Consider the following 22,729-nt stretch of genomic DNA (forward strand, 5'->3'; position numbering starts at 1 on the left):
CGTTCACTGCTGCGTTCCGTTGCTGCCGGAACGCAGTTCCCGACGGAGGATCTTCCCACTCGCCGTCTTCGGCAAGTCGGGCAGGATCTCCACCTGTCGCGGGTATTTGTAGGCGGCCAGTCTCTCCTCGCAGTACGCGACGAGTGCGTCCGGGTCCGTCGCGGCGCCGGGCCGGAGGCTGATGTACGCCTTGACGGTCTCGCCGCGGTATCCGTCGGGCACGCCGACGACGGCGGCCTCGCGCACCGCGGGGTGGGTGTAGAGCACGTCCTCGACCTCACGCGGCCAGACCTTGAAGCCGGAGGCGTTGATCATGTCCTTCTTGCGGTCGACGACGTAGAGCCAGCCCAGGGCGTCCATGAAGCCGATGTCGCCGGTGCGCAGTTCGCCGCCGGGGAAGCTCTCGGCGGTGGCGTCCGGGCGGCGCCAGTAGCCGGGGACGACCTGGGGGCCGCCGACGAGGATCTCGCCCTGCTCCCCGAAGGGCACCTCCGCGCCCTGGTCGTCGACGATCCGCACGACGGTCTCGGGGCCGGGCACACCGACCGCCAGGGTCCCCGAGACGGGGTCCACCGGGGCTTCCAGGTGCGGCGGTACGGAGGCGCAGGGCGCGGTGCACTCGGTGAGCCCGTAGCCGTTGCGGATGTACGGGCCGAAGGCCGCGCGGAACTTCTCCACCAGGGCGGGCGGCAGCGGGGCGCCGCCGGAGGAGATGTTCGCGAAGGACGCGAAGTGCTCCCGGGTGACCGAGGGGTGGGCGGCGAGCGCCATGAAGGCGGTGGACGGGCCGACGGTGTAGTGCGGCCGGTGCTCGGCGAAGGCGTCCAGGACGACGCCCGCCTCGAAGCGGTACGCCAGGACGAGCGTGCCCACGCTGTTCAGGCAGGCCCCGAACTCGCAGACCATGCCGGTGATGTGGAACAGCGGCGCCAGCGCGAAGTAGACCGGCGCCGCGGGCAGGCCGAGCCCGGTGCGCTGCCGCTCGGCGTTGTACATGATGTTGCGGTGGGTGTTGGTGGCGCCCTTGGGCGTGCCGCTGGTGCCCGAGGTGTAGCTGATGAGCGCGGTGTCGCCGGGCTCCGGGTCGCGGCCCTCGGGTGCCTGGTGTCCGGCGCGGGCCACCTTCGCGAGGTCGTCGGCGTCGGGGGCGTCCGGCAGCCGCTCGAAGGTCAGCACGCGCGCGTCCCGGCGGGTCTGGAAGTCCAGCTCGCACCCCGTGAGCACGATCCGCACCGGCGAGTCGGCCGCCGTCTCGCGCAGGTACGACTCCCAGGCCCCCTCGGAGCAGATCAGCGCGGCCACCTCGCCGTCCCGCAGGACGTGGCCGACCTCCCCCGACTTGTACATCGGGTTGACGGGCACGACGACGGCGCCCGCCTTCCAGGCGCCGAGGACGGCGAGCACGAAGTGCGGTGAGTTCTGCAGCAGGACGGCGACCCGGTCGCCCCGCTCCAGGCCGCGTGCGGCGAGGTGCCCGGCGACGGAGTCGCTCAGCTCGTCCACCTCGCGGTAGGTGAGGCGGCCGTCGAAGTAGGCGAGGAAGGCGCGGTCGGGGGCCTCGGCGGTCGCCCGGCGCAGGGCGTGCACCAGGGAGGCGTCGGGGTCGAGCGGCGCCTTCTGGTCGTCGGTCAGCAGGTCGAGCCAGGGCTTGGCCGCGTAGAGGGAGCCGGTCACCGGGCCGTCGCCTCCTCCCACTGCCGCTGGAGCCGGTTCATGCCGTGCAGCCAGCGGTCGGGTTCGGTGGCCCGCGCCTGGTAGTACGCCGCCACCTCGGGGTGCGGCAGGATCAGGAACCGGTCCTCCTCGATGCCCTTGAAGAGGGCGTCCGCGACGTCCCCCGGTTCGATCGCGGTGGGCCGGAGCACCAGTTCGCCCGCGCTGCCGCTCGCGGTGAGCATGTCGGTGCGCACCCCTTGCGGGCAGATGGCGTGGACCTTGACCCCGCGGTGGCGGTACGTCAGGGAGAGCCACTCGGCGAAGGCGTAGGCGCCGTGCTTGGTGACGCTGTAGGGGGCGGCGCCGATCATGGTGAGCAGTCCCGCGGCCGAGACGGTGGAGACGAAGCGGCCGCTGCCGCGCTCCAGCCAGTCGGGGAGCAGTTCGTGGGCCGCCCGCACGTGGGCCATGACGTTGACGTCCCAGGCGAGTGCCCAGACGGCCTCCTCGGCGGCCTCCGTACCGCCGCTGCCGACGCCCGCGTTGGCGCAGTACACGTCGACGGTCCCGCCGAGCGCCTCGCGGGCGTCGGTGACGATCGCGGACGCGTCGCCGGGGACGGCGATGCCGCCGATCTCGTCGGCGACGGCCTTCGCCCGGTCGGCGTCCAGGTCGTTGACGACGACCCGGGCCCCCTCGGCGGCGAAGCGCCGGGCCAGCGCGGCGCCGATGCCCCCTCCCGCCCCGGTGACGACGACTCCGGCATCCTGCACGGCTTCCACCATCGGTCTCCTTCGACACGGCTCGGGCACGGCTCGCTCCCCCGTTGCAGCGCCAGACTAACCAGTCGGTATGTTCGACGGAAGAGGTGAACCGCGGTCTACTCCATTCCCTGCGGCCCGGGCGCGGGTTAGCGTGCGTGCGCATGACACCCGCCGCGATCACGGAGGTCACCGCATGACGCTGTCCAGACGGAACCTGCTCGCCACGACGGCCGCGGTGGCGGCCGGCACCACCGCCGCCGTGTCGGCGGGCACGGCGCAGGCCGCGCCCGCGGGGCACGGGGGCCGCCGGCTGCGCACCGGCTTCGAGCGCCTCGCCGACGGCGGCTACGCGCCGCTCGCCGGGCAGAAGGTCGGCATCGTCACCAACCCGACCGGCATCACCCGGGACGTGCGCCACATCGTCGACGTCATGCACGCCGACGACCGCGTGGACCTGACCGCCGTCTTCGGCCCCGAGCACGGCTTCCGCGGTACGGCGCAGGCGGGCGGCTCCGAGGGGCGCTACGACGACCCCGCGACCGGGCTGCCGGTCTACGACACGTACCTGAAGAGCGGGCAGCCGCTCGCGGACGTGTTCACGACCTCCGGCGTGGACACCGTCGTCTTCGACATCCAGGACGTGGGCGCGCGCTTCTACACGTACATCTGGACGCTGTTCGACTGCATGGAGGCGGCCTCGCTCGCGGGGAAGCGGTTCGTGGTCCTGGACCGGCCCAACCCGGTGACCGGGCGGGCGGCCCTCGGGCCGGTCCTGCACAAGGAGTTCGCGACCTTCGTCGGGCGGCAGCCGATCGCGCAGGCCCACGGCATGACGGTCGCCGAGCTGGCGCTGCTCTTCAACGGCGAGTTCCTGCCGTCGCCGGTGCCGCTGGAGACGGTGACGATGACGGGGTGGAAGCGCTCGGAGTTCTTCGACGCCTCCGGGCTGCCCTGGGTGCCGCCGAGTCCGAACATGCCGACGCCGGAGTGCGCGCTGGTGTACTCGGGGACCTGCCTGTTCGAGGGCACGAACCTCTCCGAGGGCCGCGGCACCACCCGCCCGTTCGAGCTGCTGGGCGCGGAGGGGATCGACGGGGGCTGGGCCGCCGCCGCGAACGACCTCGGCCTGCCGGGCGTGCGTTTCAGGGAGGCGTACTTCGCGCCCACCTTCTCCAAGTTCCAGGGGAAGACGGTCGGCGGTGTGCAGCTCCATGTCCACGACCGGGCCGCGTTCGACCCGGTGCGCACCGGCATCGCCCTCCTGGTGACCGCGAAGCGGTCCTGGGACGGCTTCGCCTGGCGGTCGGACCACTGGATCGACAAGCTCACCGGCTCCACCCGGGTGCGCACGATGATCGACGCGGGCGCGGACACCGACGAGGTGGTGGACGGCTGGGAGAGCGAACTGGCGGCGTTCCGCAGGACGCGCCGCCAGTACCTGCTCTACAAGTAGGCGCCGGGCAGGCCGGTCACCGGTGGGACTTGAACCCTCCCCCACCGCAGTGGGGGGATTCCTGGCTCAAGCAGCTCAGCCACTCTGCGAGTGATTGAGACTGACGCTCTCAGCACCGGCCGGGACGGAACCTGCCCGGTTGCCGGTGGGCCATAGGAGTTGCGCGTGCTTGGCTCTCGCGACGCGCAACTCCCATCTACCGGACGGAGCCAACCCGTCACTACCGGTGACTGTTGAACTCCACGACCTGCTGGTAGGTCGGCCGGTTCTGCCAGCTGATGCCGCCGTGCTTGATGCCGCCGAGGGTGCGGTGGATCACCGAGTCGGCGCACCACTGCTCTCCGGCGGAGCAGTTGTCGTCGCCGGGGTAGACCTGGGCGGCCGTGCGGCCCGACGCCTCCTCGAGGGTGGTGACCAGGGTGTCCCGGCAGGCGGCGAGGTCGCCGTCGCCGCAGTACGCGCGCGCGAGCGGGCCCTTGACGGGCTCGCCGAGCACGGACCTGATGTCCTTGTCGACATAGCTCCACCAGCCGTACTGGAAGGCGCTGCCGGCGTGGGCGCCCGTGGGGCCGTGGGCGGCGGACGGGGACTCGTCGACGGGCAGGTTGCGGGTGAAGGCGCTGTACAGGTCGCTGCCGAGGCCGGGTTCGAACTCGGCCTTCACCAGCAGCGGCCACCAGGCGTCCAGGGTGCGGATCGCGTCGGCGTGGGCGTATTTCTTGGAACCCGCCGAGGTCTCCGTGCGCAGACCGCCCGCGGACCGCCACGCCTTGAGCCGGTCCACGGCCGTCCTGGTGGCGGGGTCGGTCACGGGCGCGGACTCGACCACCTTCAGCAGGTCGGGCAGGACGTCCTCGGCGCGCAGGTCGGCGAGGCCCGCCTCGGCCATGGCCTTGACCAGCGCGGTACGGGTGACCCCGCCTTCGGCGACCAGCTTCTTCACGCGGTCGTCGAGGAGGTTGCCGCGGTGGACGGAGCCGTTGCCCCAGGAGGCTGCCGGGTAGTCCTGGGCCTGCTTGTTGTTCCAGGAGACGTAGTAGTCCTGGTCGACCGACTGCGGGTGGGCGGACGGGCCGGTGTACCGGGCGGTGTTGGCGGCCGGGTCCCAGTCCTGCCACTCGTACGCCTGGCGGGCCCAGACCGGGAACTCGGCGTCGACGCCGTTCGCCCGTACCGGGTTGTCGCCGCTGTTGTAGTACGCGGTGTGCTCGGAGTCGGCGTAGAACCAGTTGAAGGTGTAGTTGATGTGCTGGACGGCGCCCCGGAAGCGCTCGGGACCGTTGAGGTAGTCCGGGTCGTTCAGCATCTGGAAGCCGATGATGGAGTCGGCCTCGTGGAGGTAGGAGGAGCGCAGGGTGGTGTAGGCGACCTTCTTGCCGCCGACCGTGGCCCGGGACTCGACGGGGCCGTACTTGGTGCGCCAGACGCGCATCGTGTAGGAGCCGGCCGCGGTGGAGTCGGCGACGGTCGGCTTCCAGGCGTTGTGCCGCTCGACCTTCTCCATGGGCGTGCAGGTGCCGCGGTAGAGGTAGTGGTAGTCGTCCTGGCACAGCTCGACGGCGTAGGTGTCGATGATGTCCTGGCCGGACGTGGTGGCGCTCCAGGCGTAGTCCTGGCCGCGGCCGAGTTCGACGTACATGCTCAGGCCCGCGAAGGAGGCGCCGCGGGCGCTGATGCCGGGGCCCTGGATCTCCTGGAGCATGAGCAGCTGCGGGGCGAAGTAGCCGGTCTGCGGTCCGAAGACGGCGACCGGGTGGCCGCTCGCGGTGTGCTCTCCGCTGACGACCAGGGCGTTGGACATGCCGCGTCGCGCCGACGTCACGGCCGTGTCCGCGGCCTCGGCGGAGGCGCCGGTCGCGCCCGCGGCACCGGCGCTGCCCGTACGGTCGTACACCAGCGGTTCCGCCTCGACCGACCCGGCGTCGGGCAGGGCGCGGCCCTGCGGGTCGTCCGGGGTGGGCAGGTACGGGAAGCTGCCGTCCTGCTGGGTGAGGACGGCCTCGGGGTCGTTGCGCTGGCGGAAGGACTCCCAGACCTCGGTGCCCTCGGCGACGCCGTACTTCTCCTGGGCGGCGAGGAGGGAGAGCGCGTTGTTCACCTCGCCGCCGCCGCCCGCGCCGAAGAGGGAGCCGATGACGGAGGCCAGCGCGATCAGGTCGGAGCGCTTGAAGTGCTCGATGGTGCCGGAGTTGGTGATGGCGTCCTTGTGGCCGGTCAGGACGTACTCGCCGGGGAAGTAACGGCCCTTGTCGGAGGCGTCGATGTAGGCGTTGACGCCCGCGACGTAGGCGTCCACGTCGGCCAGGGCCAGTTCGCCGCGCTCTCCGGCCTTGGCGGCGGCGCTCTCGATCTGCGCCTCCAGGTCGTCCTCGGTGTAGGGGGCGCTGCGCCAGAACTGCTGCTCCAGGCCCTGGTTGGCGGGGGCGCCGCCCGCGAAGGGGGTCAACTGGCCGCGTCCGACGTGCCGGAAGAGGTCCATGAGCCACAGCCGGTCCTGGGCCGCGGCGTATCCGGCGCCGAACTCGGTGCCGTAGCGCGTGGTGCCGGTGATGTGCGGCACGCCGGTCTTCTTGTCGCGGACGATGGTGACGTCGCCGCGTCCGGCGGGGCGGAGGGTGGAGGCGACCTGGCCGGCCGGGACGCCGAAGGAGGCGTCGTTGAAGAAGGTGTTGATCTTGTCGTTGGTGAGGCCGGGGTAGCCGGTGGCGAGGTTCGCGTAGGGGCCGAGCTGGTCCTCGGCGTGCGCGGGCTGGGTGCCGAACGCCTGGTTGAGGAGGATCTGGGCGAGGGTGGCGTTGCCGTTCTGGCCGGGCGGCAGGATGTCGGAACACTGGCCGCCGCAGTGGTCGTTGGCGGCGGCTTCGGCGGCCGTGACCTCGGTGGCCGTGTCCCCGGCGGCCATCGCCGGGGAAAGCGGTGACAAAAGTCCGGCAATGAGCGCGCATACGGATGCGGCCTTCAGGAACCCGTGGAAGCCGCGGGGAGTTCTCAGTGTGTCGAGGGCGTTGCGTGGGGTGCGCCGTGGCATGGCAGCTCCTCCCGACGGGGGTGTGGCGGGACGTTACCGCCGGTATCCCCGAGTTGGAAGATGAACATGCGTCACTTTTTTGGGAGCGGGTGGATCGGCTTATGGGGGGCATCGGAAATCGGATGGAGCCGAATCGGTTGTCGATACGTCTATTCGGCGACGTCCGTTCGACGACGCCGGAGTGACCCAAGTGCAGGTGCAGGTGTGACGGAGGTGCAGGGCTATGGCCGGTTTCCGAAGTCTGGCGAGACAGGTCCGTGATCCACGGTGCGACTTGGCGCTGCGGCGCTATTCGCTGCGCAAGTGCCTTGAGCGTTTTGCCCCTTATGGGCACAGGGCGACCTGGGACCATCTCTGCTCCCGGGCCGGGTTCGGTCCCGAGGACCGCTCCCCCGACCCAGCGCGGCTCGTGGCCGCACTGGAGGAGCTGGAGGAGGCGCGTTCGGTGTGGCTGGCCTACGAGGCCGGGTTCGCCGAACGGCGCAGGAAGGAGAAGCACGACGGGCTGCGCAGGCCGGGCAGCGTGGACGACTGGCACCGGCTGACCTGGGGCGGGTTCGGGGTGGCCTGGTGCGACGACCCCCGGGTCCATCCCGACGGACCGCTGGCGGAGGTGCTGCGCCGGCTGATCTCGGCGCTGGAGCGCGAACCGGGCTCCGTGTGCCCGGTGTGCGACGGAGAGCGCCTCGCCTGGAGGTACGACCTCGACCACGAGCCCTCGACGGGCCCGGTCTGCACGGACTGCGGCATCCTCGTGCCGCGTCCCGTCCTCACTCCGGACGCGCGTGCGGACGCCCGGCGGGGGCGGTTGCTGATGTCGGCGTGACCGGCCGCGGGGGTGTGCCGGGGATGCCGCACCCCCGGTGGCCGGTACGGCACCGGGTCCGGCGGGCGTTGTCGGTGGCGCCCGGCACCATGGGGGAATGGTGCAGCTGTGTGTGAACGGGACGCGAGGGAGCGCCGACGGCGCGGTGGTGCCGCTGTCGCCGGAGGCGGTCGCCGACTCGGTGGCCGCGGCGGTCGCCGCCGGGGCCACGGACGTCCACGTCCACCCGAAGACACCGTGCGGGCGGGACACGCTGTCCCCGCGTGTGCTCGCGGTGACACTGGAGGCGATCAGGGCACGCGTCCCGGCCTCGGTGCCGGTCGGCGTCACGACGGGCGCCTGGACCGAGCCCGACCCCGCGGCCCGGGTGGCGCGGATACGGAGCTGGACGGTGCTGCCCGACCACGCCTCGGTCAACTGGCACGAGCCGGGCGCCGAGGAGACGGCCGCCGCCCTGATCGGGCGCGGGGTGGGAGTGGAGGCGGGCGTCTGGTCCGGCACGGACGGGGCGGCCCGGTTCCTGCGCTCACCGCTCGGACCGAAGGTGCTGCGCGTGCTGGCGGAGGTCACGGACACCGGACCGGCGACCGCGCGGGACTCGGCGCGCGCCCTGCTGACCGCACTCGGCCCGGCCCACGGCCGCCCGGTACTGCTGCACGGCGAGGACGGCGGCACCTGGCCGGTGCTGCGCCTGGCCGGCCGGCTGGGCCTTGCGACCCGGATCGGCCTGGAGGACACCCTGTTCCTGCCGGACGGCGGCCGGGCCGCCTCCAACGCCTCCCTGGTCACCGCGGGTCTGAGGGAGTGGGCCTCGGCGCGCCGGGGCGAGCGCTGACGACCGGTCCCGGGTCACCGGTCCGTCAGTCGCCGCAACACGGCGCCTGCTGCCCCTGAGCGCGGCTCGACCGCCCGCCGCCCGGGGCGGAGTTGGCGGTGGAGGCGGCCGGGCCGCGGCGCTCCACGAGCAGGCGCGAGCCCACGCCGCGTTCACCGAACGCGTCGTCGGGGTTGGACAGGACGCAGGTCTCCAGGGACAGGCAGCCGCAGCCGATGCAGTCGGTGAGGTGGTCGCGCAGCCGGTTGAGCTGTTTGATCCGTTCGTCCAGTTCGGAGCGCCAGGACCGGGAGAGCCGGGCCCAGTCCTCCTCGGTGGGCGTGCGCCCCTCCGGCAGCTCGGCGAGCGCCTCGCGGATCGTGGCCAACGGGATGCCGACCCGCTGGGCGGCTCGGACGAAGGCGACCCGGCGCAGCGCGTCACGGCTGAAGCGGCGCTGGTTGCCCGAGGTCCGGCGACTGCTGATCAGGCCCTTGGACTCGTAGAAGTGCAGGGCGGAGACGGCGGCGCCGCTGCGTGCGGCGAGCTGGCCGACCGTGAGCTCTTGGATCGTCTCGGGAATCTGAGGCACCCCTCAGACCCTACCGATCCGGTCACCCGCGCGGACGGGCCCGGTCCGTTGACAGACCTCGCCCGGGCGACCATGCTAAGCAGTCGCTTAGAGTCGAGCGCGCGGGTCGAGCACACGAGTCGAGCACACAGGTCGAGCACACGGGTTGAGCGAGCAGGGAGGCCGGAACATGGCAGAGCCGAGGATCTTCGCGTCCACCGACGAGGTGAAGGCGGCGGTGGGCGAGCAGTTGGGGCACACCGACTGGCTGGAGGTCGACCAGAAGCGGATCGACCTGTTCGCGGAGGCGACCGGGGACCACCAGTGGATCCACGTGGACCCGGAGCGGGCCGCCGCCGGGCCGTTCGGCACCACGATCGCGCACGGCTACCTGACCCTGTCGCTGCTCCCCCTCTTCGGGCCGCAGTTGATCAGGGTCGAGGGCGTGAAGATGGGCGTCAACTACGGCACCAACAAGGTCCGTTTCCCCTCCCCCGTCCCGGTCGGCTCGCGCCTGCGCGCCACGGCGACGATCACGGGGGTCGAGGACGTCAAGGGCGGCATCCAGGTGAGCGTCGCCTTCACCGTGGAGCGCGAGGGCGGCGACAAGCCGGTGTGCGTCGCCGAGTCCGTCTCGCGCTACTACGTCTGAGACTGCGCGCGACTACTCCGCGCCGGAGCGGTCCCGGGCTCCCACCATCCTGAGCACGAGGTCGGCGTAGAGCGCGCCGACCTCGTCGGGCGTGCGGGGGCCGTTCACGTTGAACCAGCGGGCCACGTCGATGCAGAGCGACAGCACGGCGAGTGTCGTGCCCTTGACGTCCGGCACGTCGAACTCGCCCGTCGCCACACCGTCGTCGATGATGCCGCGCACCGCGGCGTCGCACTGGCGGCGGAGCGTGAGGATCTCCTGCCGGGCCTCGGGACCGAGCGCGTCCAGCTCGTACTGCACGACCCGCGCGGTCGTGCGCCGCCCGGCGTGCCAGCGGACGAAGGAACTCACGGCGTCGGCGAGCCGTTCGGTCGCACCGCCCTCGCCCTGGGCCGCGGAGCGCAGGATGGCCACCGCCCGGGTGTGGCCGATGCGGCTGATGCGGTGGAGCAGCTCTTCCTTGGTCTTGTAGTGGATGTAGAGCGCGGCCGGGCTCATGCCGGCCCGCCCGGCGATGTCCCGGGTGGTGGTCGCGTGGTACCCGCGTTCGGCGAACGCCTCCACGGCCGCGACCAGAAGCCGCCGGGCCGCGTCAGGCGTGACCTCTTCCCACGGCTCGATGTCGCCGCCCGTCGTCTCGGCCGCCGTACTCATCGCTTGTTCGCCCCTCTCGGTGACAGGAGCACCACCATACCGCCGAAGCTGAGCGGTTGCTTAGGGGCGCTGTCCGGCGGGGGCGCCGCCCGGCTTCTGGAAGGGGTCGTGCTCGACCAGGATCTTGTCCAGTCGCGCCTGGTCCACCCGGCTCACTATCTGGCCGACCTCCTGGCGGTCCCGGATGATCTTGGCCAGCGTGAAGGCCGAGGTGACGAGGTACAGGACGGCGATCGCGAGGAAGGCCCGCACCCAGGCGTCGGCCTCGAGCTGGTAGATGCCGATGGCGGTGGCGGCCATGGCCACCGAGAACGAGGCGACGGCCTGTCCGTAGAAGGCCGCGGTGTTCTGCTGCTTGACCGGTGTGTCACTCATGGCACAAGGATCGGCGGATGTGGCCCGGGCCACATCCGCCGGCGTACTCAGTCCGGGTACTCAGAAACTCGCCCTGCGGGAACCGGCTCAGAAGGCCGAGACCCCGGTCAGCGCGCGTCCGATGACCAGCTTCTGGATCTGGCTGGTGCCCTCGTAGAGGGTCATGACGCGGGCGTCGCGCAGCAGCTTGCCGGCCGGGTACTCGTCGATGTAGCCGTAGCCGCCGAAGACCTGGAGGGCGTTGTTGGCGGCGCGGACGGCGGCCTCCGAGGCGAACAGCTTGGCCTTGGAGGACTCGACGGTGAAGGGCTGCCCGCGGTCGATCAGGTCGGCGACCCGCCAGGTCAGCAGCCGGGCCGCGTCCACGTCGAGGGCGATGTCGCTGATCAGCTCCTGGACCAGCTGGTGGTGGGCGATGGTCCTGCCGAACTGCTCCCGCTCCCCCGCGTACCGCACGGCCGCGTCCAGCGCGGCCTGGGCTATGCCGACGCAGCCGGCCGCGACCGACATCCGCCCCTTGGCGAGGGCCGACATGGCCACCGAGAAGCCCTTGCCCTCGGGCGCGAGCATCGCGGAGGCGGGGACGCGGACGTCCTCCAGGACCAGTTCGGCGGTGGCCTGTCCGCGCAGTCCGAGCTTGCCGTGGATGGTGCGCCGGGTCAGACCGGGCGTGTCGGTGGGCACCAGGAAGGCGGAGACGCCCTTGTGGCCGGGGGCGTCGGTGGAGCGGGCGAAGAGCAGGACGACGTCGGCCCACGTGCCGTTGGTGATGAACATCTTCGTGCCGTTGAGCACGTAGTCGTCGCCGTCCCGCACGGCGCGCGTGGAGAGGTTGCCCGCGTCGGACCCCGTGCCGGGCTCGGTGAGGCCGAAGCAGCCGACGTACTCGCCGGAGGTGAGCCCGGGCAGCCAGCGCCGCTTCTGCTCCTCGTCGCCCCAGGCGGCGATCGTCTTGGCGACCAGGCCGAGGGAGACGGAGACGATCCCGCGCACGGAGCTGTCGCCGCGCCCCAGCTCCTCCGTGACCAGGCAGTACGCGAGGTGGTCGCCGCCGGACCCGCCGTACTCCTCGTCGATCGTGAGCCCGAGGAAGCCGACCTCGCCGAGCTTCTTCACGATTCCCCGGTCCACCTCCTCGGCGCGGTCCCACTCGACGACATGGGGGGCGATCTCCCGCTCCACGAAGTCCCGGGCGAGCTGCCGTACGGCGGTCTGCTCCTCGCTGAGCTCCAGGTTCATGCCGAGTCACCCCACAGGAAAGAAATCTTGAAAGCCGTACATTTAAATTAGCACTGCTAGTTTCTGCTCGCAGCCCTACTATGTGCGCCATGGCCCGACCGCGCAAGCCCCTGCTCAGCACCGACCGGATCGTCGACACGGCCCGCGCGCTGGTGGACGCGGAGGGTCTCGCGGCCGTCTCCACGCGCCGGCTGGCCGCGGAACTGGGGGTCAGCGGGCCCTCGCTCTACAACCACTTCCGCACGAAGGACGAGATCCTGGAGGCCGTCGCCGACTCGGTGAGCGCCCAGGTCGACCTGTCGATGTTCGAGGACGGCCGGGAGTGGCGGACCGCACTGCACGACTGGGCCGTCTCCTACCGGAAGGCCCTGCGCGACCACCCCAACATCGTCCCGGTACTGGCCCACGGCCCCGGCCGCCGCCCGGCCGCGCTGCACCTGGCGGACGCCGTCTACGGCGCGATGGTCCGGGCGGGCTGGCCCCCGGCCCAGGCCACGTCCATCGGCGCGCTGATGCGGTACTTCATCATGGGCTCGGCCCTCGGTTCCTTCGCCGGCGGCTTCGTGGACGACGCGGGCGCCTACGACCCCGCCGACTACCCGCACCTCCAGCAGGCCCACCTCCTGGCCGAGCAGCAGGAGAAGATCGACGAGCGGGCCTTCGAGACCGGCCTGACTGCGCTGCTGGACGGGCTGGCACAGCAGTACGAGCGGTTCACCCGGGACGGCTAGGGACCCCCAGGGCGAGCAGGGCGGTGTCGTCGTCGACACCGTCGCCGAGCTTCTCCAGCAGGTCGGCCACGGCGGCGATCACGTCGCCGGGCGCCGTGGAGGCCTGCCGGGCGGCGAAGTCCCGCAGCCGTTCCTCGCCGTAGAGGGTGGTGCGGTCGGGGTCCGTGCGGGCCTCGGTCAGGCCGTCGGTGTAGAGCAGCAGGGTGTCGCCGGGGTCGAGGACGGTGGTGGCGGGGGTGAAGACGGCGTCGGGCAGCGCGCCGACCAGCATGCCGCCAGGGGTGGTGAGGTAGTCGGCACGCCCCGGACCGTCGACCGGGGCGCCGGACCGCAGCACAAGCGCCGGCGGGTGACCGCCGGAAGCGAGGCGGACCCTCGTGCGGCCGCGGGCGGCGTCCGGTTCGACGACGCCGACGACGGCGGTGCAGTGGCGCGGGTCGGCCTCGAGACCGTAGCGGTCGTGGAGGACGGCGTTGAGCGTGGCCAGGGCGCTGACCGGGTCGGAGTCGTGGAAGACGGCCGCCCGCAGAGTGTAGCGGGTGAGGGACGTGACGGCGGCTGCCCTGGGGCCCTTGCCGCTCACGTCGCCGAGGAAGAAGGCCCAGCGCCCCGCGCCGAGGGCGAACAGGTCGTAGAAGTCGCCGCCGAGCCGGTCGGGCGAGGCCGTGTAGTAGTAGGAGGCCACGTCCAGGCCCGGGACGGTGGGCAGGTCGGCGGGCAGCAGGGCCTGCTGGAGCACGGCGAGGGCGTCGGTGAGCCGGGCCCGGTCCGCCTCGGAGCGGGAGCGCGCCGCCTCCGCCTCCCGCCGCGCCGCCTCCGCCTCCCGCCGCGCCGTCTCCGCCAGGTCGCGGGCCTCGTCGGCGGCCGTCCTGCGGCGCAGCAGTTCCTCCTCGTAGGCGCGTCGCTCGGAGGCGTCGAAGACCGTGGTGCGGATCAGTACCGGCGCACCGTCCGCGTCCCTCTTGACCGCGGCGGAGACGAGCACCGGCAGCCGTCCGCCCGTCGCCGTCCGCATCTCCAGCGCGATCCCGCCGATCTCGCCCCGCAGGCTCAGCAGGGGTGCGAAGTGGGTCTCGTGGTAGAGCTTCCCACCGACGGTGAGCAGGTCGGCGAAGCGCATCCGGCCCACCACTTCGCGCCGCTCGAGGCCGAGCCAGTCCAGCAGCGTCGCGTTGACCTTGATGACGGTGCCGTCCAGGGCGGTGGACAGGAAGCCGCAGGGCGCGGCGTCGTAGAGTTCCTCGGCGCTGTCCTCCGGACCGGGCGCGCCGGCCGGGGGCACCCGCTCACCCCGGTCGTCGCCGGGCGCGGGGTCAGGAGTCCGGCCGGGCGCCATGGACACGGTCCAGGAAGTCGAGTACGGCGTCGGCGGTGGCCTCGGGGGCGCTGAGCTGCGGGCAGTGTCCGGTGGCGTCCAGCGTGACCAGCCGGGCACCGGGGATGCGCGACCGCACGAACGAGCCGACCCCCCGGGGAGCGATGGCGTCCTCGGCGCATTCGAGGACCAGCGTGGGGACCTTCACCCCGTCCAGGTCCCCACGGTTGTCCGAGAGGAACGTGGTGCGCGCGAACACCCGGGCCATCGCCGGGTCGGTCGCGCAGAAGCTGTCGGTCAGCTCCTGGCCCAGCTCCGGCCGGTCGGGGTTGCCCATGATCACCGGCGCCATCGCGGACGACCAGCCGAGGTAGTTCGAGTCCAGAGAGGCCAGCAGTTCCTCGATGTCGTCCGGCGTGAAGCCGCCGCGGTACCCGTCGTCGTCGATGTAGCGCGGGGAGGGGGTGACCATGATCAGGGATCCGATCCGGTCGGGTGACCTGCGGGCGGCCAGGACTCCGGCCATCGCGCTCACCGAATGCCCGACGAACGTCACCCGGCGCAGGTCCAGCGCCCGCAGGACGTCGACCACGTCCTGTGCGTAGCCGTCCAGCGACGCGTACCGCTCGGGGACCCAGGCCGACGGGTCGGACCGGCCCGACCCGACGTAGTCGAACAGGACGACCGTGTAGCGCCCGGCCAGCCTGGGCACCACCAGGCGCCACATGTTCTGGTCGCAGCCGAACCCGTGGGCCAGCACCACCACCGGCCCGTCGGGATCGCCGGTCACGTGGACGTTGTTCCGGTGCCGAACATCCGCTTCCACCATGCCGCCTCCAGCTCGCCCGCGTTTTCACCCCCTTAGGAAAGAATAGGTTGATAAACATCATTATTTCCTCCACCCTCCTGGTGCCCGACCGCCTAGGCGCGGATACTTCGGCGTTCGCCGAACCGTCCGTGCCGCATCCTGGGGACATGACCTCGAAGGACCCGGGCGCACCCGGACTGGCGCGACTGGCCGGGCTGATCGCCGACGAGAGCAGGGCCGCGTGCCTGCTGGCACTGCTCGACGGGCGGGCCTGGACCGCCGGTGAACTCGCCCGGTACGCGGGGGTGGCCGCGTCGACGCTGAGCGAGCACCTCGGCAAGCTCGTCGCGGGCGGGCTGCTCGCCGAGGAGCGGCAGGGGCGGCACCGGTACGTGCGGCTCGCCGACGAACGGGTCGCACAGCTGGTGGAGGACCTGGCCGCACAGACGGCGCCCCAGGCCCGACGTCCGCGCACGCTGCGGGCCTCCAGCGCCGGGTCGGCGATGGCCGCGGGCCGCACCTGCTACGACCATCTCGCCGGACGGCTCGGGATCGCGGTCACCGACGCGCTGACCGAGCGCGAACTGCTGCGTCAGGACACCGGTTTCGCCCTCACTGACGCCGGGCTCGCCTGGTTCGACGCCGCCGGGATCCCCCTGCGGCGTACCGGGCGCCGGCCGCTGGCCCGGGCCTGCCTCGACTGGACCGAGCGCCGCCCCCACCTCGCCGGCGTCGCGGGCGCGGCGCTGTGCCGGCACGCCCTGGACAGCGGCTGGTGCGTGCGCATCGGCTCGGAGCGTGCGGTGAAGGTGACACCGGCGGGCGAGGACGCGCTGTCGGAACTGCTGGGCATCGACCCGGCGGCGCTGCGCTGAAAGCCGTCCGTCCCCGGCACCGGCACCGGTTCACCGTCCGAAATCCGCGAGCACACACCCATTCCTGCCACCTAGCCTCTGGAGCATGATGAGCACCGCCCGCGCGTCCCGTGTCCTCTCCCCGCACCGCCGTCCGGAACTGCTCGCGGCCGGCGCCGCCACCGTCACCGTCGTGCTGTGGGCGTCCGCGTTCGTCTCGATCCGCAGTGCGGGTGAGGCGTACTCGCCGGGCGCGCTGGCGCTCGGGCGGCTGCTGTCGGGGGCCCTGGCCCTCGGCGTGATCTGTCTGCTGCGCCGGGAGGGCGTGCCGCCGCGCTCCGCGTGGCGCGGGATCGCGATATCGGGGGTGCTGTGGTTCGGCTTCTACATGGTCGTCCTGAACTGGGGCGAACAGCAGGTGGACGCCGGTACGGCCGCCCTCGTGGTGAACGTCGGTCCGATCCTCATCGCCCTGCTGGGTGCCCGGCTGCTGGGCGACGCGCTGCCGCCGCGGCTGCTGGCGGGGATGGCGGTGTCCTTCGCCGGTGCGGTGACCGTGGGGCTGTCCATGTCGGGCGAGGGCGGTTCCTCGCTGTTCGGGGTGGTGCTGTGCCTGCTGGCCGCGGTGGCGTACGCGGGCGGGGTGGTGGCCCAGAAACCCGCGCTGGCGCACGCGAGCGCCCTTCAGGTGACGACGTTCGGCTGCCTGGTGGGGGCGGTGCTGTGTCTGCCGTTCGCCGGGCAGCTGGTGCACGAGGCGGCCGACGCCCCGGTGTCCGCCACGCTCAACATGGTGTACCTGGGCGTGTTCCCGACCGCGCTGGCGTTCACCACGTGGGCGTACGCCCTGGCCCGTACGACCGCCGGCCGCATGGGCGCGACCACGTACGCCGTACCCGCGCTGGTCGTACTGATGTCGTGGCTGGCGCTGGGTGAGGTACCGGGGCTGCTCACCCTGGCGGGCGGCGCGCTGTGCCTGGCGGGCGTGGCGGTGTCCCGCTCGCGAAGGCGCACGGCCGCGCCCTCCGGCCCGGCCGAGCCCACGGCGGAGCCGCGACGCGAGGGGGCGGGCCGCGTCTAGGACCCGCCCGCCACGTGCCCGGCGCGGGGAGCCGAGCGGAGCGCCCGCCCCGGGGACCTGGGCGCCGTCGGAGGACCCGCGGCACCGCCGGAGGGGCCTGGGTGAGCGGCCCCGGGCCCTTCCCACCCGTGCGCCCACGCCGTGCCGCCCGCGCCGTGCCGTGAGGCTGCCCACGGAGTCCCGGGCGACCGGCGGCCCGCGTCGCCGCCCGGGCCTCCGCCTCTGGGCTCTTGCCGGAGCGGGCTAGAAGACCACCAGGGCCCGGCCGCCCTTGCCCGCCAGCATGTTCTCGAAGGCCGCCGGGATGCCGTCCAGGGCGATGCGTTCCGTGACCAGGGCGCCGAGGTCGAGGCGGCCGGCGCGGGCGTGTTCGGCCAGGACCGGGAGGTCGCGGGCGGGGTCGGCGTTGCCGTAGACGCAGCCGGAGAGGGTGCGGCCCCAGTGGAAGATCTCCAGGGCGTTGAAGGTGACCTGCTGGTCCTTGCCGCCGATGCCGACGACCGTGGTGCGGCCGCCGCGCCGGGTGGACTCCCAGGCGGTGCGGATGGTGACCGCGCGGCCGACGCACTCCACGGCGACGTCGACGCCCTGCTTGCCGGTGAGGGCGCGGATCTCGCGGGCGGTGGTGTCGGAGGCGAGCACGTAGTCGGTGGCACCCGCGGCGCGGGCCAGCTCCTCCTTCTCGGGGGACACGTCGACCGCGACGATCTTCGACGCGCCCGCGATCCGGGCCGCCTGGAGGGTGGCGAGACCCACTCCCCCGGCGCCGAAGACCGCGACCGTCTCTCCCTCGCGCACCTTCGCCGAGTGGTGGACGGCGCCGTAGCCGGTGAGGACGGCGCAGCCGAGCAGCGCCGCCTCGGCGAGGGGGATGCCCTCGGGGGCGGGCAGGACGCAGGACGCGGCCACCACCGTCTCCTCGGCGAACGCGGCGACGTTCAGCCCGGGGTGCAGGTCGGTGCCGTCGTCGGCGCGGCGGGCGTGCACGTCGGCGGCGCCGGCCAGGGCGTTGGCGCACAGCCAGACCTCGCCGAGCGAGCAGGCGTGGCAGGCGCCGCAGGACGGGGCCCAGTTGAGGACGACCGCGTCGCCGGGCGCGACGTGGGTGACGCCCTCGCCGACGGCGACGACGGTACCGGCGCCCTCGTGACCGAGGACGGCGGGCAGCGGCACGCGCATGGTGCCGTTGGACAGGGACAGGTCGGAGTGGCAGACCCCGGCGGCGGCGAGCCGCACCCGGACCCGGCCGGGGCCGGGCTCGGGCAGCTCGATCCCGGTGACCTCCAGCGGGGCCCCCGGTGCTGATACGACGGCGGCACGGACTGCGGTACGGACGGCCATGACGTGGACGGCTCCCCTACGGCTAGAAGCGGGCTAGAACTGGAGGGACTTGGTCTGGAGGTACTCGGCGAGGCCGTGCGCGCCCAGTTCGCGGCCCACGCCGGACTGCTTGTAGCCGCCGAAGGGTGCCAGCGGGTTGAACCGGCCGCCGTTGATGTCGACCTGCCCGGTGTCCATCCGGCGGGCGAAGGCGACCGCCTCGGCCTCCTCCCCGGCCCAGACGGCACCGGCGAGGCCGTAGACCGTGCCGTTGGCGATCCGCAGGGCGTCGTCCTCGTCCTCGTAGCGCAGGAGGGAGAGGACCGGGCCGAAGATCTCCTCCTGGGCGATGGTCATGTCCTCGCGCACGTCGGCGAAGACGGTCGGGCTGACGAAGTACCCCTGCTCGCGCGGGGCTTCGGGGCCGCCCGCGACCAGGCGCGCGCCCTCGGCGACGCCCTTCTCGATGTAGCCGCGCACCCGCGCCTGCTGCTTGGCGTTGACGACGGGGCCGATCCGGTCGCCGTACTTCGCGGCGGCCTCGGCGGCGAGCGACACCGCCTCGTCGTACTGGTCGCGGTGGACCAGCATCCGGGTCCAGGCGCTGCACGTCTGGCCGGAGTTGGACATCACGTTGGCGACGCCGACGTTGACGGCCTTGGCCAGGTCGGCGCTGGGCAGGATCACGTTGGCGGACTTGCCGCCGAGTTCCAGGGCGACCCGCTTGACGGCGGCGCCCGCGGTGGCGCCGATCCGGCGGCCGACGGCGGTGGAGCCGGTGAAGGAGACCAGGTCGACGCCGGGGTGTTCGGCGAGCGCCTGTCCGGCGACCGGGCCGAGGCCGGTGACCAGGTTGAAGACGCCCGCCGGGACGCCCGCCTCGTGCACCGCCTCGGCGAAGAGCTGCGCGGTGAGCGGGGTGTCCTCGGCGGGCTTGAGTACGAGGGTGCAGCCGGCCGCGAGCGCCGGGGCGACCTTGGCGACGATCTGGTGGAGCGGGTAGTTCCAGGGGGTGATGGCGCCGACCACGCCGACCGGCTCCTGGTGGACCACGGAGTTGCCGACCTTCTCCTCGAAGGCGTACGTCGCCGCCAGCTCGGCGTAGGAGCCCGCGACCGCGATCGGGGCGGCGGCGTGCACGGCCTGCGAGAACTTCAGCGGGGAGCCCAGTTCGGCGGTGACCGTCTCGGCGATCTCGTCCTTGCGGGCCACCAGGACGTCCCGCAGGGCGGCCAGGCGCGCGGCCCGCTCGGCGGGCGGGGTGGCGGCCCAGCCCGGCAGGGCGGCGCGGGCGGCCCGTACGGCGCTGTCGACGTCCAGGGCGTTGCCGGCGGGCACGTGTCCGATCACCTGCTCGTCGGCCGGGTTCACGACCTCGATCGTGTCCCGGCCGTCGGCGGGGCGCCAGGCTCCGTCGATGTACATGCCGTCGTGTGCCTTCATCGCGTTCCTTCCGGGCGGGCCTCGTCGTCCGACCCCAAACTAGCGCCGTTAGTTTTACGGCACCAGGGGCTCCCACGATGGTGGCGCGGCTCACCCTCCCGGAACGCGAAGCCGGGGCGGGTCACTCCTCCAGGTCGGGCAGCCGCGCCGGGGCGGGGCAGATGCGGTCGCCGTGCTGGTCGAAGACGAACAGGTGGGCCAGGTCGACGAGGAGGGGCACCTGCATGCCGTGGCGGAGGTCGATGTCGGGGGTGGTCCGGACGATGAGGTCGCCGGGGAGGCGGCCGTCGGGCGGAGCGACCGCGGGCTCGGGCTCCTCCGGTTCGTCCATGACGACCACCGGTCCGGCGCGCAGGGCACCCGCCCGCTCCCGCAGCCGGTCCAGGACCGTGCCGTCGCGGCGGCGGCGCCGGGCCGGGCGGGTGACGGGGCGCGGGGCCTCCAGGTCGGGCACGACGGCCGGCTGCGAACCGGTGTTGAAGTGCACGAGGACCTCGTGCCCCTGGAACTCGACGTGCTCCACCAGCCCGGTGAGCAACACCTCGCCGGGGCGGGCGGAGGAGGGCTTCGCGATCCTCACGGCCTCCGAACGCAGGCCCACGATCACCTCGCGGCCCTGCTGGACGCGGAGCAACTGGTGGTCCAGCGAGAGCGGTTCGGGCAGGCGCAGGAACTGCTTGCCCAGGCTGATGGTCATCGCCCCGTCGAGCGGTGCGCGCACGAGGCCGCGCAGCAGGTTGATGCGCGGGGTGCCGATGAAGGCGGCGACGAAGACGTTGCGGGGCAGGGCGTAGACGGCGCGCGGGGTGTCGACCTGCTGGAGCACCCCGCCGCGCAGGACGGCGACGCGGTCGCCCAGCGACATGGCCTCGGACTGGTCGTGGGTGACGTAGATCGTGGTGACGCCCAGCTCCCGGGTCAGCCGGGTGATCTCGGCGCGCAGGTGGTTGCGGAGCTTGGCGTCGAGGTTGGACAGCGGCTCGTCCATCAGGAAGGCGGTGGGGTGGCGGGCGATGGCCCGGCCCATCGCGACCCGCTGGCGTTCACCGCCGGAGAGCTGGGCGGGGAGGCGGTCGAGGAGGTCCTCGATGCCCAGCATGCGGGCGGTGGCGTCCACGCGGGGGCGGGGGTCGGTCTGCGGGTCCTCGACGCGCAGCGGGAAGCCGATGTTCCCGCGGGTGGTCATGTTGGGGTACAGGGCGAAGTTCTGGAAGACCATCGCCATGCGCCGTTCGGCGGGGAGCAGGTCGTTGGCGTACGCGCCGTCCAGCATCAGCTCGCCCTCGGTGATCTCCTCCAGCCCGGCGATCATGCGCAGCACGGTCGACTTGCCGCAGCCGGAGGGGCCGAGCAGGACGAGGAACTCGCCCGGCGCGATGTCCAGCGACAGCCGGTCCACCACGCGGACGCCTCGCGCGTAGGTCTTGCTCACGTCGTGCAGGGAGATGGCGCGTGTCATGGAGGTGCCCCCGGGGGCTCACTGGGCTCTGGTGCTCCGCGGTCGGACGCCCTCGTGCGGGTCGTACGGGGCGTGTGAGTCACGGAAGTTAACGGACCGTGCCCGGTCGGGGGAAGACGCTGGACCGCAACTCGACGCGAACGTCCATCTGGTGAGAAAGCGGACGCCCGGATTCAGGGCGCGGAGCGTCTCATGGGGTGATCAAACCGGCCGGCCCTCGCGCAGGCGCCGGGTCAGTCCGCGTCGCCGCCCCGGCCGCGGTTGCCGCCGGAGCGGCCGGAGGCGCGCACCAGTTCGCCCGCCGCCAGGGTCGTCCGCGCCACCGCGCGCGTCCAGGGCGGGCCACCGCGGGCGGCCCACACCACGCAGGCGCAGCCGCCGACGACGAGGAGGACGACCACGGACAGCAGGAGCAGCATCATGCTCATCCCTTCGCTTGCCGGCACCGCCGCCTGCCGCCGGACCGGTCCGGGACATCCTGCCCCACCGCCGGACGCCGCCCGCCGCCCGCACCCGCGGACGGGGCCCGCAGAGCGACACCGGAGGAGAGCAGCAGCAGCCCGCCCAGCATCACGAACGGCGCGGCCACCCCCGCGACGCCCGCGATCAGGCCCGCGGCGGCGGGTGCGGCGACCTGGCCGAGGCGGTTGCCGGTCAGGCGCAGGGCGAGGGCCGTGGAGCGCGCCTCGTCGGGGGCCGCCTGGACGACCGTGGTCATGGACAGCGGCTGGCCGACGCCCAGGCAGAAGCCGAGGACGACCAGCATCAGCGCGAGCGCCCACACCGGCACCGGCAGCGCGACCCCGGCGCACAGCAGGGCGGCCAGCAGACACGTGACCGTGAGCAGCACCGTGCGGCCGAGCAGCCGCAGCAGGGGCGTCAGCACGAGCCGGCAGGCGATCGTGGCGGCGGCCCGCAGACTGAGCAGTACGCCGATCACGGCCGGGGAGATCCCCCGGTGCTCGCCGACCACCGGCAGGTAGGCGGTGAGGATGTCGGTCGCGGAGAGCACGGAGAGGCTGATCAGGATGCCCGCGGGCACGCCCCGGGCGCGCAGGATGCTCCCCACGGGGACGCGCGCACCCCGTCGCGCACCGGTCTCGGCGGCTTGGGGGTGCTCTATGCGCCACAGGGAGGTGAAGGCGATCGCCGCGCCCGCGCCCGCCACCAGCAGGGCCAGCGCGCTGCTGCCTGCCATGTCGGGACCCCCGATCAGCGCGCCCGCGGCGATGGGGCCGATCAGCTGGCCGAGCGAGGCGCCGATGGTGAAGTGGCCGAAGTTGCGGTCCTGTTCGTGCGGCGCGGACTGGCGGGCGACCAGGGACTGGGCGCCGATGACGAAGCAGAGGTGCCCGAGGCCCATGACGCCGCTCCACAGGGCCATCGTCCCCAGGGACCCGGCGACACCGCTGAGCGCGCAGCCCCCGGCGATGAGCACCACCCCGACGGGCAGCAGCGGCGCGCAGCGGCCGTGGTCGGTGCGGCGGCCCAGCGGAACGGCGGCGAACAGGGGCAGCAGCGCGTACACCCCGGCGATGACACCGACGGCCCGTTCGTCGGCGCCCAGCGCGAGGGCCCGGTAGGAGACCGCGGGCCGGGCCATCGACACCGCCCCCTGCGCGAAGCCGAAGGCGATGACGAGGCGGAGCAGCCAGCCGCGGTTCCCACCGGGCACCATGATCGTGT

At 73.0% G+C, this 22,729-nt stretch carries 21 protein-coding genes; 7 read left to right on the top strand and 14 right to left on the bottom strand.

Features of this window, described 5'->3' with window-relative positions:
* Positions 1-3: 3 nt before the first annotated feature.
* Together ACGH52_RS08940 and ACGH52_RS08945 are read right to left on the bottom strand one after the other, a co-directional pair.
* On the bottom strand, positions 4-1,674 hold the full coding sequence (locus ACGH52_RS08940) for a class I adenylate-forming enzyme family protein (RefSeq protein ID WP_399938497.1): 1,671 nt from the start codon (positions 1,672-1,674) through the stop codon (positions 4-6).
* A complete protein-coding gene (locus ACGH52_RS08945) occupies positions 1,671-2,441 on the bottom strand; it encodes an SDR family oxidoreductase (RefSeq protein WP_059299702.1) in 771 nt (256 codons plus the stop codon). Before ACGH52_RS08945 ends, ACGH52_RS08940 begins: the two co-directional genes overlap by 4 nt.
* Before the next feature lie 172 nt (positions 2,442-2,613).
* Between ACGH52_RS08945 and ACGH52_RS08950 the strand changes: the two genes are divergently transcribed.
* The gene (locus tag ACGH52_RS08950; RefSeq protein ID WP_399938499.1) at positions 2,614-3,873 is read left to right on the top strand and encodes an exo-beta-N-acetylmuramidase NamZ domain-containing protein; all 1,260 of its coding nucleotides are present in this window, start codon (positions 2,614-2,616) and stop codon (positions 3,871-3,873) included.
* Between the two features lie 220 nt (positions 3,874-4,093).
* On the opposite strand, the gene ACGH52_RS08955 is transcribed toward ACGH52_RS08950, so the two are convergent.
* Positions 4,094-6,901 (bottom strand): penicillin acylase family protein, encoded by a 2,808-nt coding sequence (locus ACGH52_RS08955; protein ID WP_399938501.1) that lies wholly within the window; start codon positions 6,899-6,901, stop codon positions 4,094-4,096.
* 223 nt (positions 6,902-7,124) lie between these two features.
* Here ACGH52_RS08955 and ACGH52_RS08960 point away from each other — a divergent pair, with 223 nt between their 5' ends.
* The gene (locus ACGH52_RS08960; protein ID WP_399938503.1) at positions 7,125-7,727 is read left to right on the top strand and encodes a hypothetical protein; all 603 of its coding nucleotides are present in this window, start codon (positions 7,125-7,127) and stop codon (positions 7,725-7,727) included.
* A 97-nt stretch (positions 7,728-7,824) separates the two neighbouring features.
* The gene (locus ACGH52_RS08965) at positions 7,825-8,562 is read left to right on the top strand and encodes a 3-keto-5-aminohexanoate cleavage protein (protein WP_399938505.1); all 738 of its coding nucleotides are present in this window, start codon (positions 7,825-7,827) and stop codon (positions 8,560-8,562) included.
* Positions 8,563-8,587: 25 nt separating this feature from the next.
* Here ACGH52_RS08965 and soxR read toward each other — a convergent pair whose 3' ends face one another.
* The gene (soxR, locus tag ACGH52_RS08970; protein WP_079032942.1) at positions 8,588-9,133 is read right to left on the bottom strand and encodes a redox-sensitive transcriptional activator SoxR; all 546 of its coding nucleotides are present in this window, start codon (positions 9,131-9,133) and stop codon (positions 8,588-8,590) included.
* 169 nt (positions 9,134-9,302) lie between these two features.
* On the opposite strand from soxR, the gene ACGH52_RS08975 reads away from it, so the two are divergent.
* Complete coding sequence (locus tag ACGH52_RS08975; RefSeq protein ID WP_076973616.1) at positions 9,303-9,764, top strand: MaoC family dehydratase; 462 nt, start codon at positions 9,303-9,305, stop codon at positions 9,762-9,764.
* Positions 9,765-9,776: 12 nt separating this feature from the next.
* On the opposite strand, the gene ACGH52_RS08980 is transcribed toward ACGH52_RS08975, so the two are convergent.
* From ACGH52_RS08980 to ACGH52_RS08990, 3 genes are all read right to left on the bottom strand, one after another.
* Positions 9,777-10,418, bottom strand: a complete 642-nt coding sequence (locus tag ACGH52_RS08980) for a TetR/AcrR family transcriptional regulator (RefSeq protein ID WP_059299707.1) — start codon at positions 10,416-10,418, stop codon at positions 9,777-9,779.
* Between the two features lie 60 nt (positions 10,419-10,478).
* Positions 10,479-10,793, bottom strand: a complete 315-nt coding sequence (locus tag ACGH52_RS08985; protein WP_059299708.1) for a YiaA/YiaB family inner membrane protein — start codon at positions 10,791-10,793, stop codon at positions 10,479-10,481.
* Positions 10,794-10,880: 87 nt separating this feature from the next.
* Positions 10,881-12,032: an acyl-CoA dehydrogenase family protein gene (locus ACGH52_RS08990; RefSeq protein WP_059299709.1), complete on the bottom strand. Its 1,152-nt coding sequence runs from the start codon at positions 12,030-12,032 to the stop codon at positions 10,881-10,883.
* Between the two features lie 89 nt (positions 12,033-12,121).
* Between ACGH52_RS08990 and ACGH52_RS08995 the strand changes: the two genes are divergently transcribed.
* A complete protein-coding gene (locus ACGH52_RS08995) occupies positions 12,122-12,763 on the top strand; it encodes a TetR/AcrR family transcriptional regulator (RefSeq protein ID WP_358746058.1) in 642 nt (213 codons plus the stop codon).
* Here the strand turns inward: ACGH52_RS08995 and ACGH52_RS09000 are convergent.
* Entirely contained in the window at positions 12,747-14,099 is a 1,353-nt protein-coding gene (locus ACGH52_RS09000) for a PP2C family protein-serine/threonine phosphatase (protein ID WP_399938509.1), read from the bottom strand. The genes ACGH52_RS08995 and ACGH52_RS09000 overlap by 17 nt on opposite strands.
* The gene (locus ACGH52_RS09005) at positions 14,077-14,907 is read right to left on the bottom strand and encodes an alpha/beta fold hydrolase (RefSeq protein WP_121704167.1); all 831 of its coding nucleotides are present in this window, start codon (positions 14,905-14,907) and stop codon (positions 14,077-14,079) included. The genes ACGH52_RS09000 and ACGH52_RS09005 overlap by 23 nt, the downstream gene beginning before the upstream one ends.
* Before the next feature lie 146 nt (positions 14,908-15,053).
* Between ACGH52_RS09005 and ACGH52_RS09010 the strand changes: the two genes are divergently transcribed.
* The gene (locus tag ACGH52_RS09010) at positions 15,054-15,761 is read left to right on the top strand and encodes a helix-turn-helix transcriptional regulator (RefSeq protein ID WP_121704166.1); all 708 of its coding nucleotides are present in this window, start codon (positions 15,054-15,056) and stop codon (positions 15,759-15,761) included.
* Positions 15,762-15,846: 85 nt separating this feature from the next.
* Entirely contained in the window at positions 15,847-16,821 is a 975-nt protein-coding gene (locus tag ACGH52_RS09015) for a DMT family transporter (RefSeq protein WP_121704165.1), read from the top strand.
* Between the two features lie 243 nt (positions 16,822-17,064).
* Here ACGH52_RS09015 and ACGH52_RS09020 read toward each other — a convergent pair whose 3' ends face one another.
* The 5 genes from ACGH52_RS09020 to ACGH52_RS09040 form a co-directional block, all read right to left on the bottom strand.
* Positions 17,065-18,162 (bottom strand): Zn-dependent alcohol dehydrogenase, encoded by a 1,098-nt coding sequence (locus ACGH52_RS09020; protein ID WP_076973623.1) that lies wholly within the window; start codon positions 18,160-18,162, stop codon positions 17,065-17,067.
* A gap of 33 nt (positions 18,163-18,195) precedes the next feature.
* Positions 18,196-19,584 carry an aldehyde dehydrogenase family protein gene (locus ACGH52_RS09025; RefSeq protein ID WP_059299716.1) on the bottom strand — a complete coding sequence of 463 codons (1,389 nt, stop codon included), beginning with the start codon at positions 19,582-19,584 and terminating at the stop codon, positions 18,196-18,198.
* 121 nt (positions 19,585-19,705) lie between these two features.
* Complete coding sequence (locus ACGH52_RS09030; protein WP_076973625.1) at positions 19,706-21,043, bottom strand: ABC transporter ATP-binding protein; 1,338 nt, start codon at positions 21,041-21,043, stop codon at positions 19,706-19,708.
* 233 nt (positions 21,044-21,276) lie between these two features.
* Positions 21,277-21,465 (bottom strand): hypothetical protein, encoded by a 189-nt coding sequence (locus ACGH52_RS09035; protein WP_399938512.1) that lies wholly within the window; start codon positions 21,463-21,465, stop codon positions 21,277-21,279.
* A 2-nt stretch (positions 21,466-21,467) separates the two neighbouring features.
* On the bottom strand, positions 21,468-22,721 hold the full coding sequence (locus ACGH52_RS09040; protein ID WP_399938514.1) for an MFS transporter: 1,254 nt from the start codon (positions 22,719-22,721) through the stop codon (positions 21,468-21,470).
* Positions 22,722-22,729: the final 8 nt, after the last annotated feature.

It is taken from the genome of Streptomyces sp. BBFR25 (assembly GCF_044590125.1).
Lineage (GTDB): Bacteria > Actinomycetota > Actinomycetes > Streptomycetales > Streptomycetaceae > Streptomyces > Streptomyces canus_D.

What these genes read in the sequence shown, in the direction of transcription:
- ACGH52_RS08945 (WP_059299702.1), bottom strand. Translation starts at nt 2,441, where the DNA reads ATGGTGGAAGCCGTGCAGGATGCCGGAGTCGTCGTCACCGGGGCGGGA.
- ACGH52_RS08950 (WP_399938499.1), top strand. Translation starts at nt 2,614, where the DNA reads ATGACGCTGTCCAGACGGAACCTGCTCGCCACGACGGCCGCGGTGGCG.
- ACGH52_RS08955 (WP_399938501.1), bottom strand. Translation starts at nt 6,901, where the DNA reads ATGCCACGGCGCACCCCACGCAACGCCCTCGACACACTGAGAACTCCC.
- ACGH52_RS08960 (WP_399938503.1), top strand. Translation starts at nt 7,125, where the DNA reads ATGGCCGGTTTCCGAAGTCTGGCGAGACAGGTCCGTGATCCACGGTGC.
- ACGH52_RS08965 (WP_399938505.1), top strand. Translation starts at nt 7,825, where the DNA reads ATGGTGCAGCTGTGTGTGAACGGGACGCGAGGGAGCGCCGACGGCGCG.
- ACGH52_RS08975 (WP_076973616.1), top strand. Translation starts at nt 9,303, where the DNA reads ATGGCAGAGCCGAGGATCTTCGCGTCCACCGACGAGGTGAAGGCGGCG.
- ACGH52_RS08980 (WP_059299707.1), bottom strand. Translation starts at nt 10,418, where the DNA reads ATGAGTACGGCGGCCGAGACGACGGGCGGCGACATCGAGCCGTGGGAA.
- ACGH52_RS08985 (WP_059299708.1), bottom strand. Translation starts at nt 10,793, where the DNA reads ATGAGTGACACACCGGTCAAGCAGCAGAACACCGCGGCCTTCTACGGA.
- ACGH52_RS08990 (WP_059299709.1), bottom strand. Translation starts at nt 12,032, where the DNA reads ATGAACCTGGAGCTCAGCGAGGAGCAGACCGCCGTACGGCAGCTCGCC.
- ACGH52_RS08995 (WP_358746058.1), top strand. Translation starts at nt 12,122, where the DNA reads ATGGCCCGACCGCGCAAGCCCCTGCTCAGCACCGACCGGATCGTCGAC.
- ACGH52_RS09000 (WP_399938509.1), bottom strand. Translation starts at nt 14,099, where the DNA reads ATGGCGCCCGGCCGGACTCCTGACCCCGCGCCCGGCGACGACCGGGGT.
- ACGH52_RS09005 (WP_121704167.1), bottom strand. Translation starts at nt 14,907, where the DNA reads ATGGTGGAAGCGGATGTTCGGCACCGGAACAACGTCCACGTGACCGGC.
- ACGH52_RS09010 (WP_121704166.1), top strand. Translation starts at nt 15,054, where the DNA reads ATGACCTCGAAGGACCCGGGCGCACCCGGACTGGCGCGACTGGCCGGG.
- ACGH52_RS09015 (WP_121704165.1), top strand. Translation starts at nt 15,847, where the DNA reads ATGATGAGCACCGCCCGCGCGTCCCGTGTCCTCTCCCCGCACCGCCGT.
- ACGH52_RS09020 (WP_076973623.1), bottom strand. Translation starts at nt 18,162, where the DNA reads ATGGCCGTCCGTACCGCAGTCCGTGCCGCCGTCGTATCAGCACCGGGG.
- ACGH52_RS09025 (WP_059299716.1), bottom strand. Translation starts at nt 19,584, where the DNA reads ATGAAGGCACACGACGGCATGTACATCGACGGAGCCTGGCGCCCCGCC.
- ACGH52_RS09030 (WP_076973625.1), bottom strand. Translation starts at nt 21,043, where the DNA reads ATGACACGCGCCATCTCCCTGCACGACGTGAGCAAGACCTACGCGCGA.
- ACGH52_RS09035 (WP_399938512.1), bottom strand. Translation starts at nt 21,465, where the DNA reads ATGATGCTGCTCCTGCTGTCCGTGGTCGTCCTCCTCGTCGTCGGCGGC.
- ACGH52_RS09040 (WP_399938514.1), bottom strand. Translation starts at nt 22,721, where the DNA reads ATGGTGCCCGGTGGGAACCGCGGCTGGCTGCTCCGCCTCGTCATCGCC.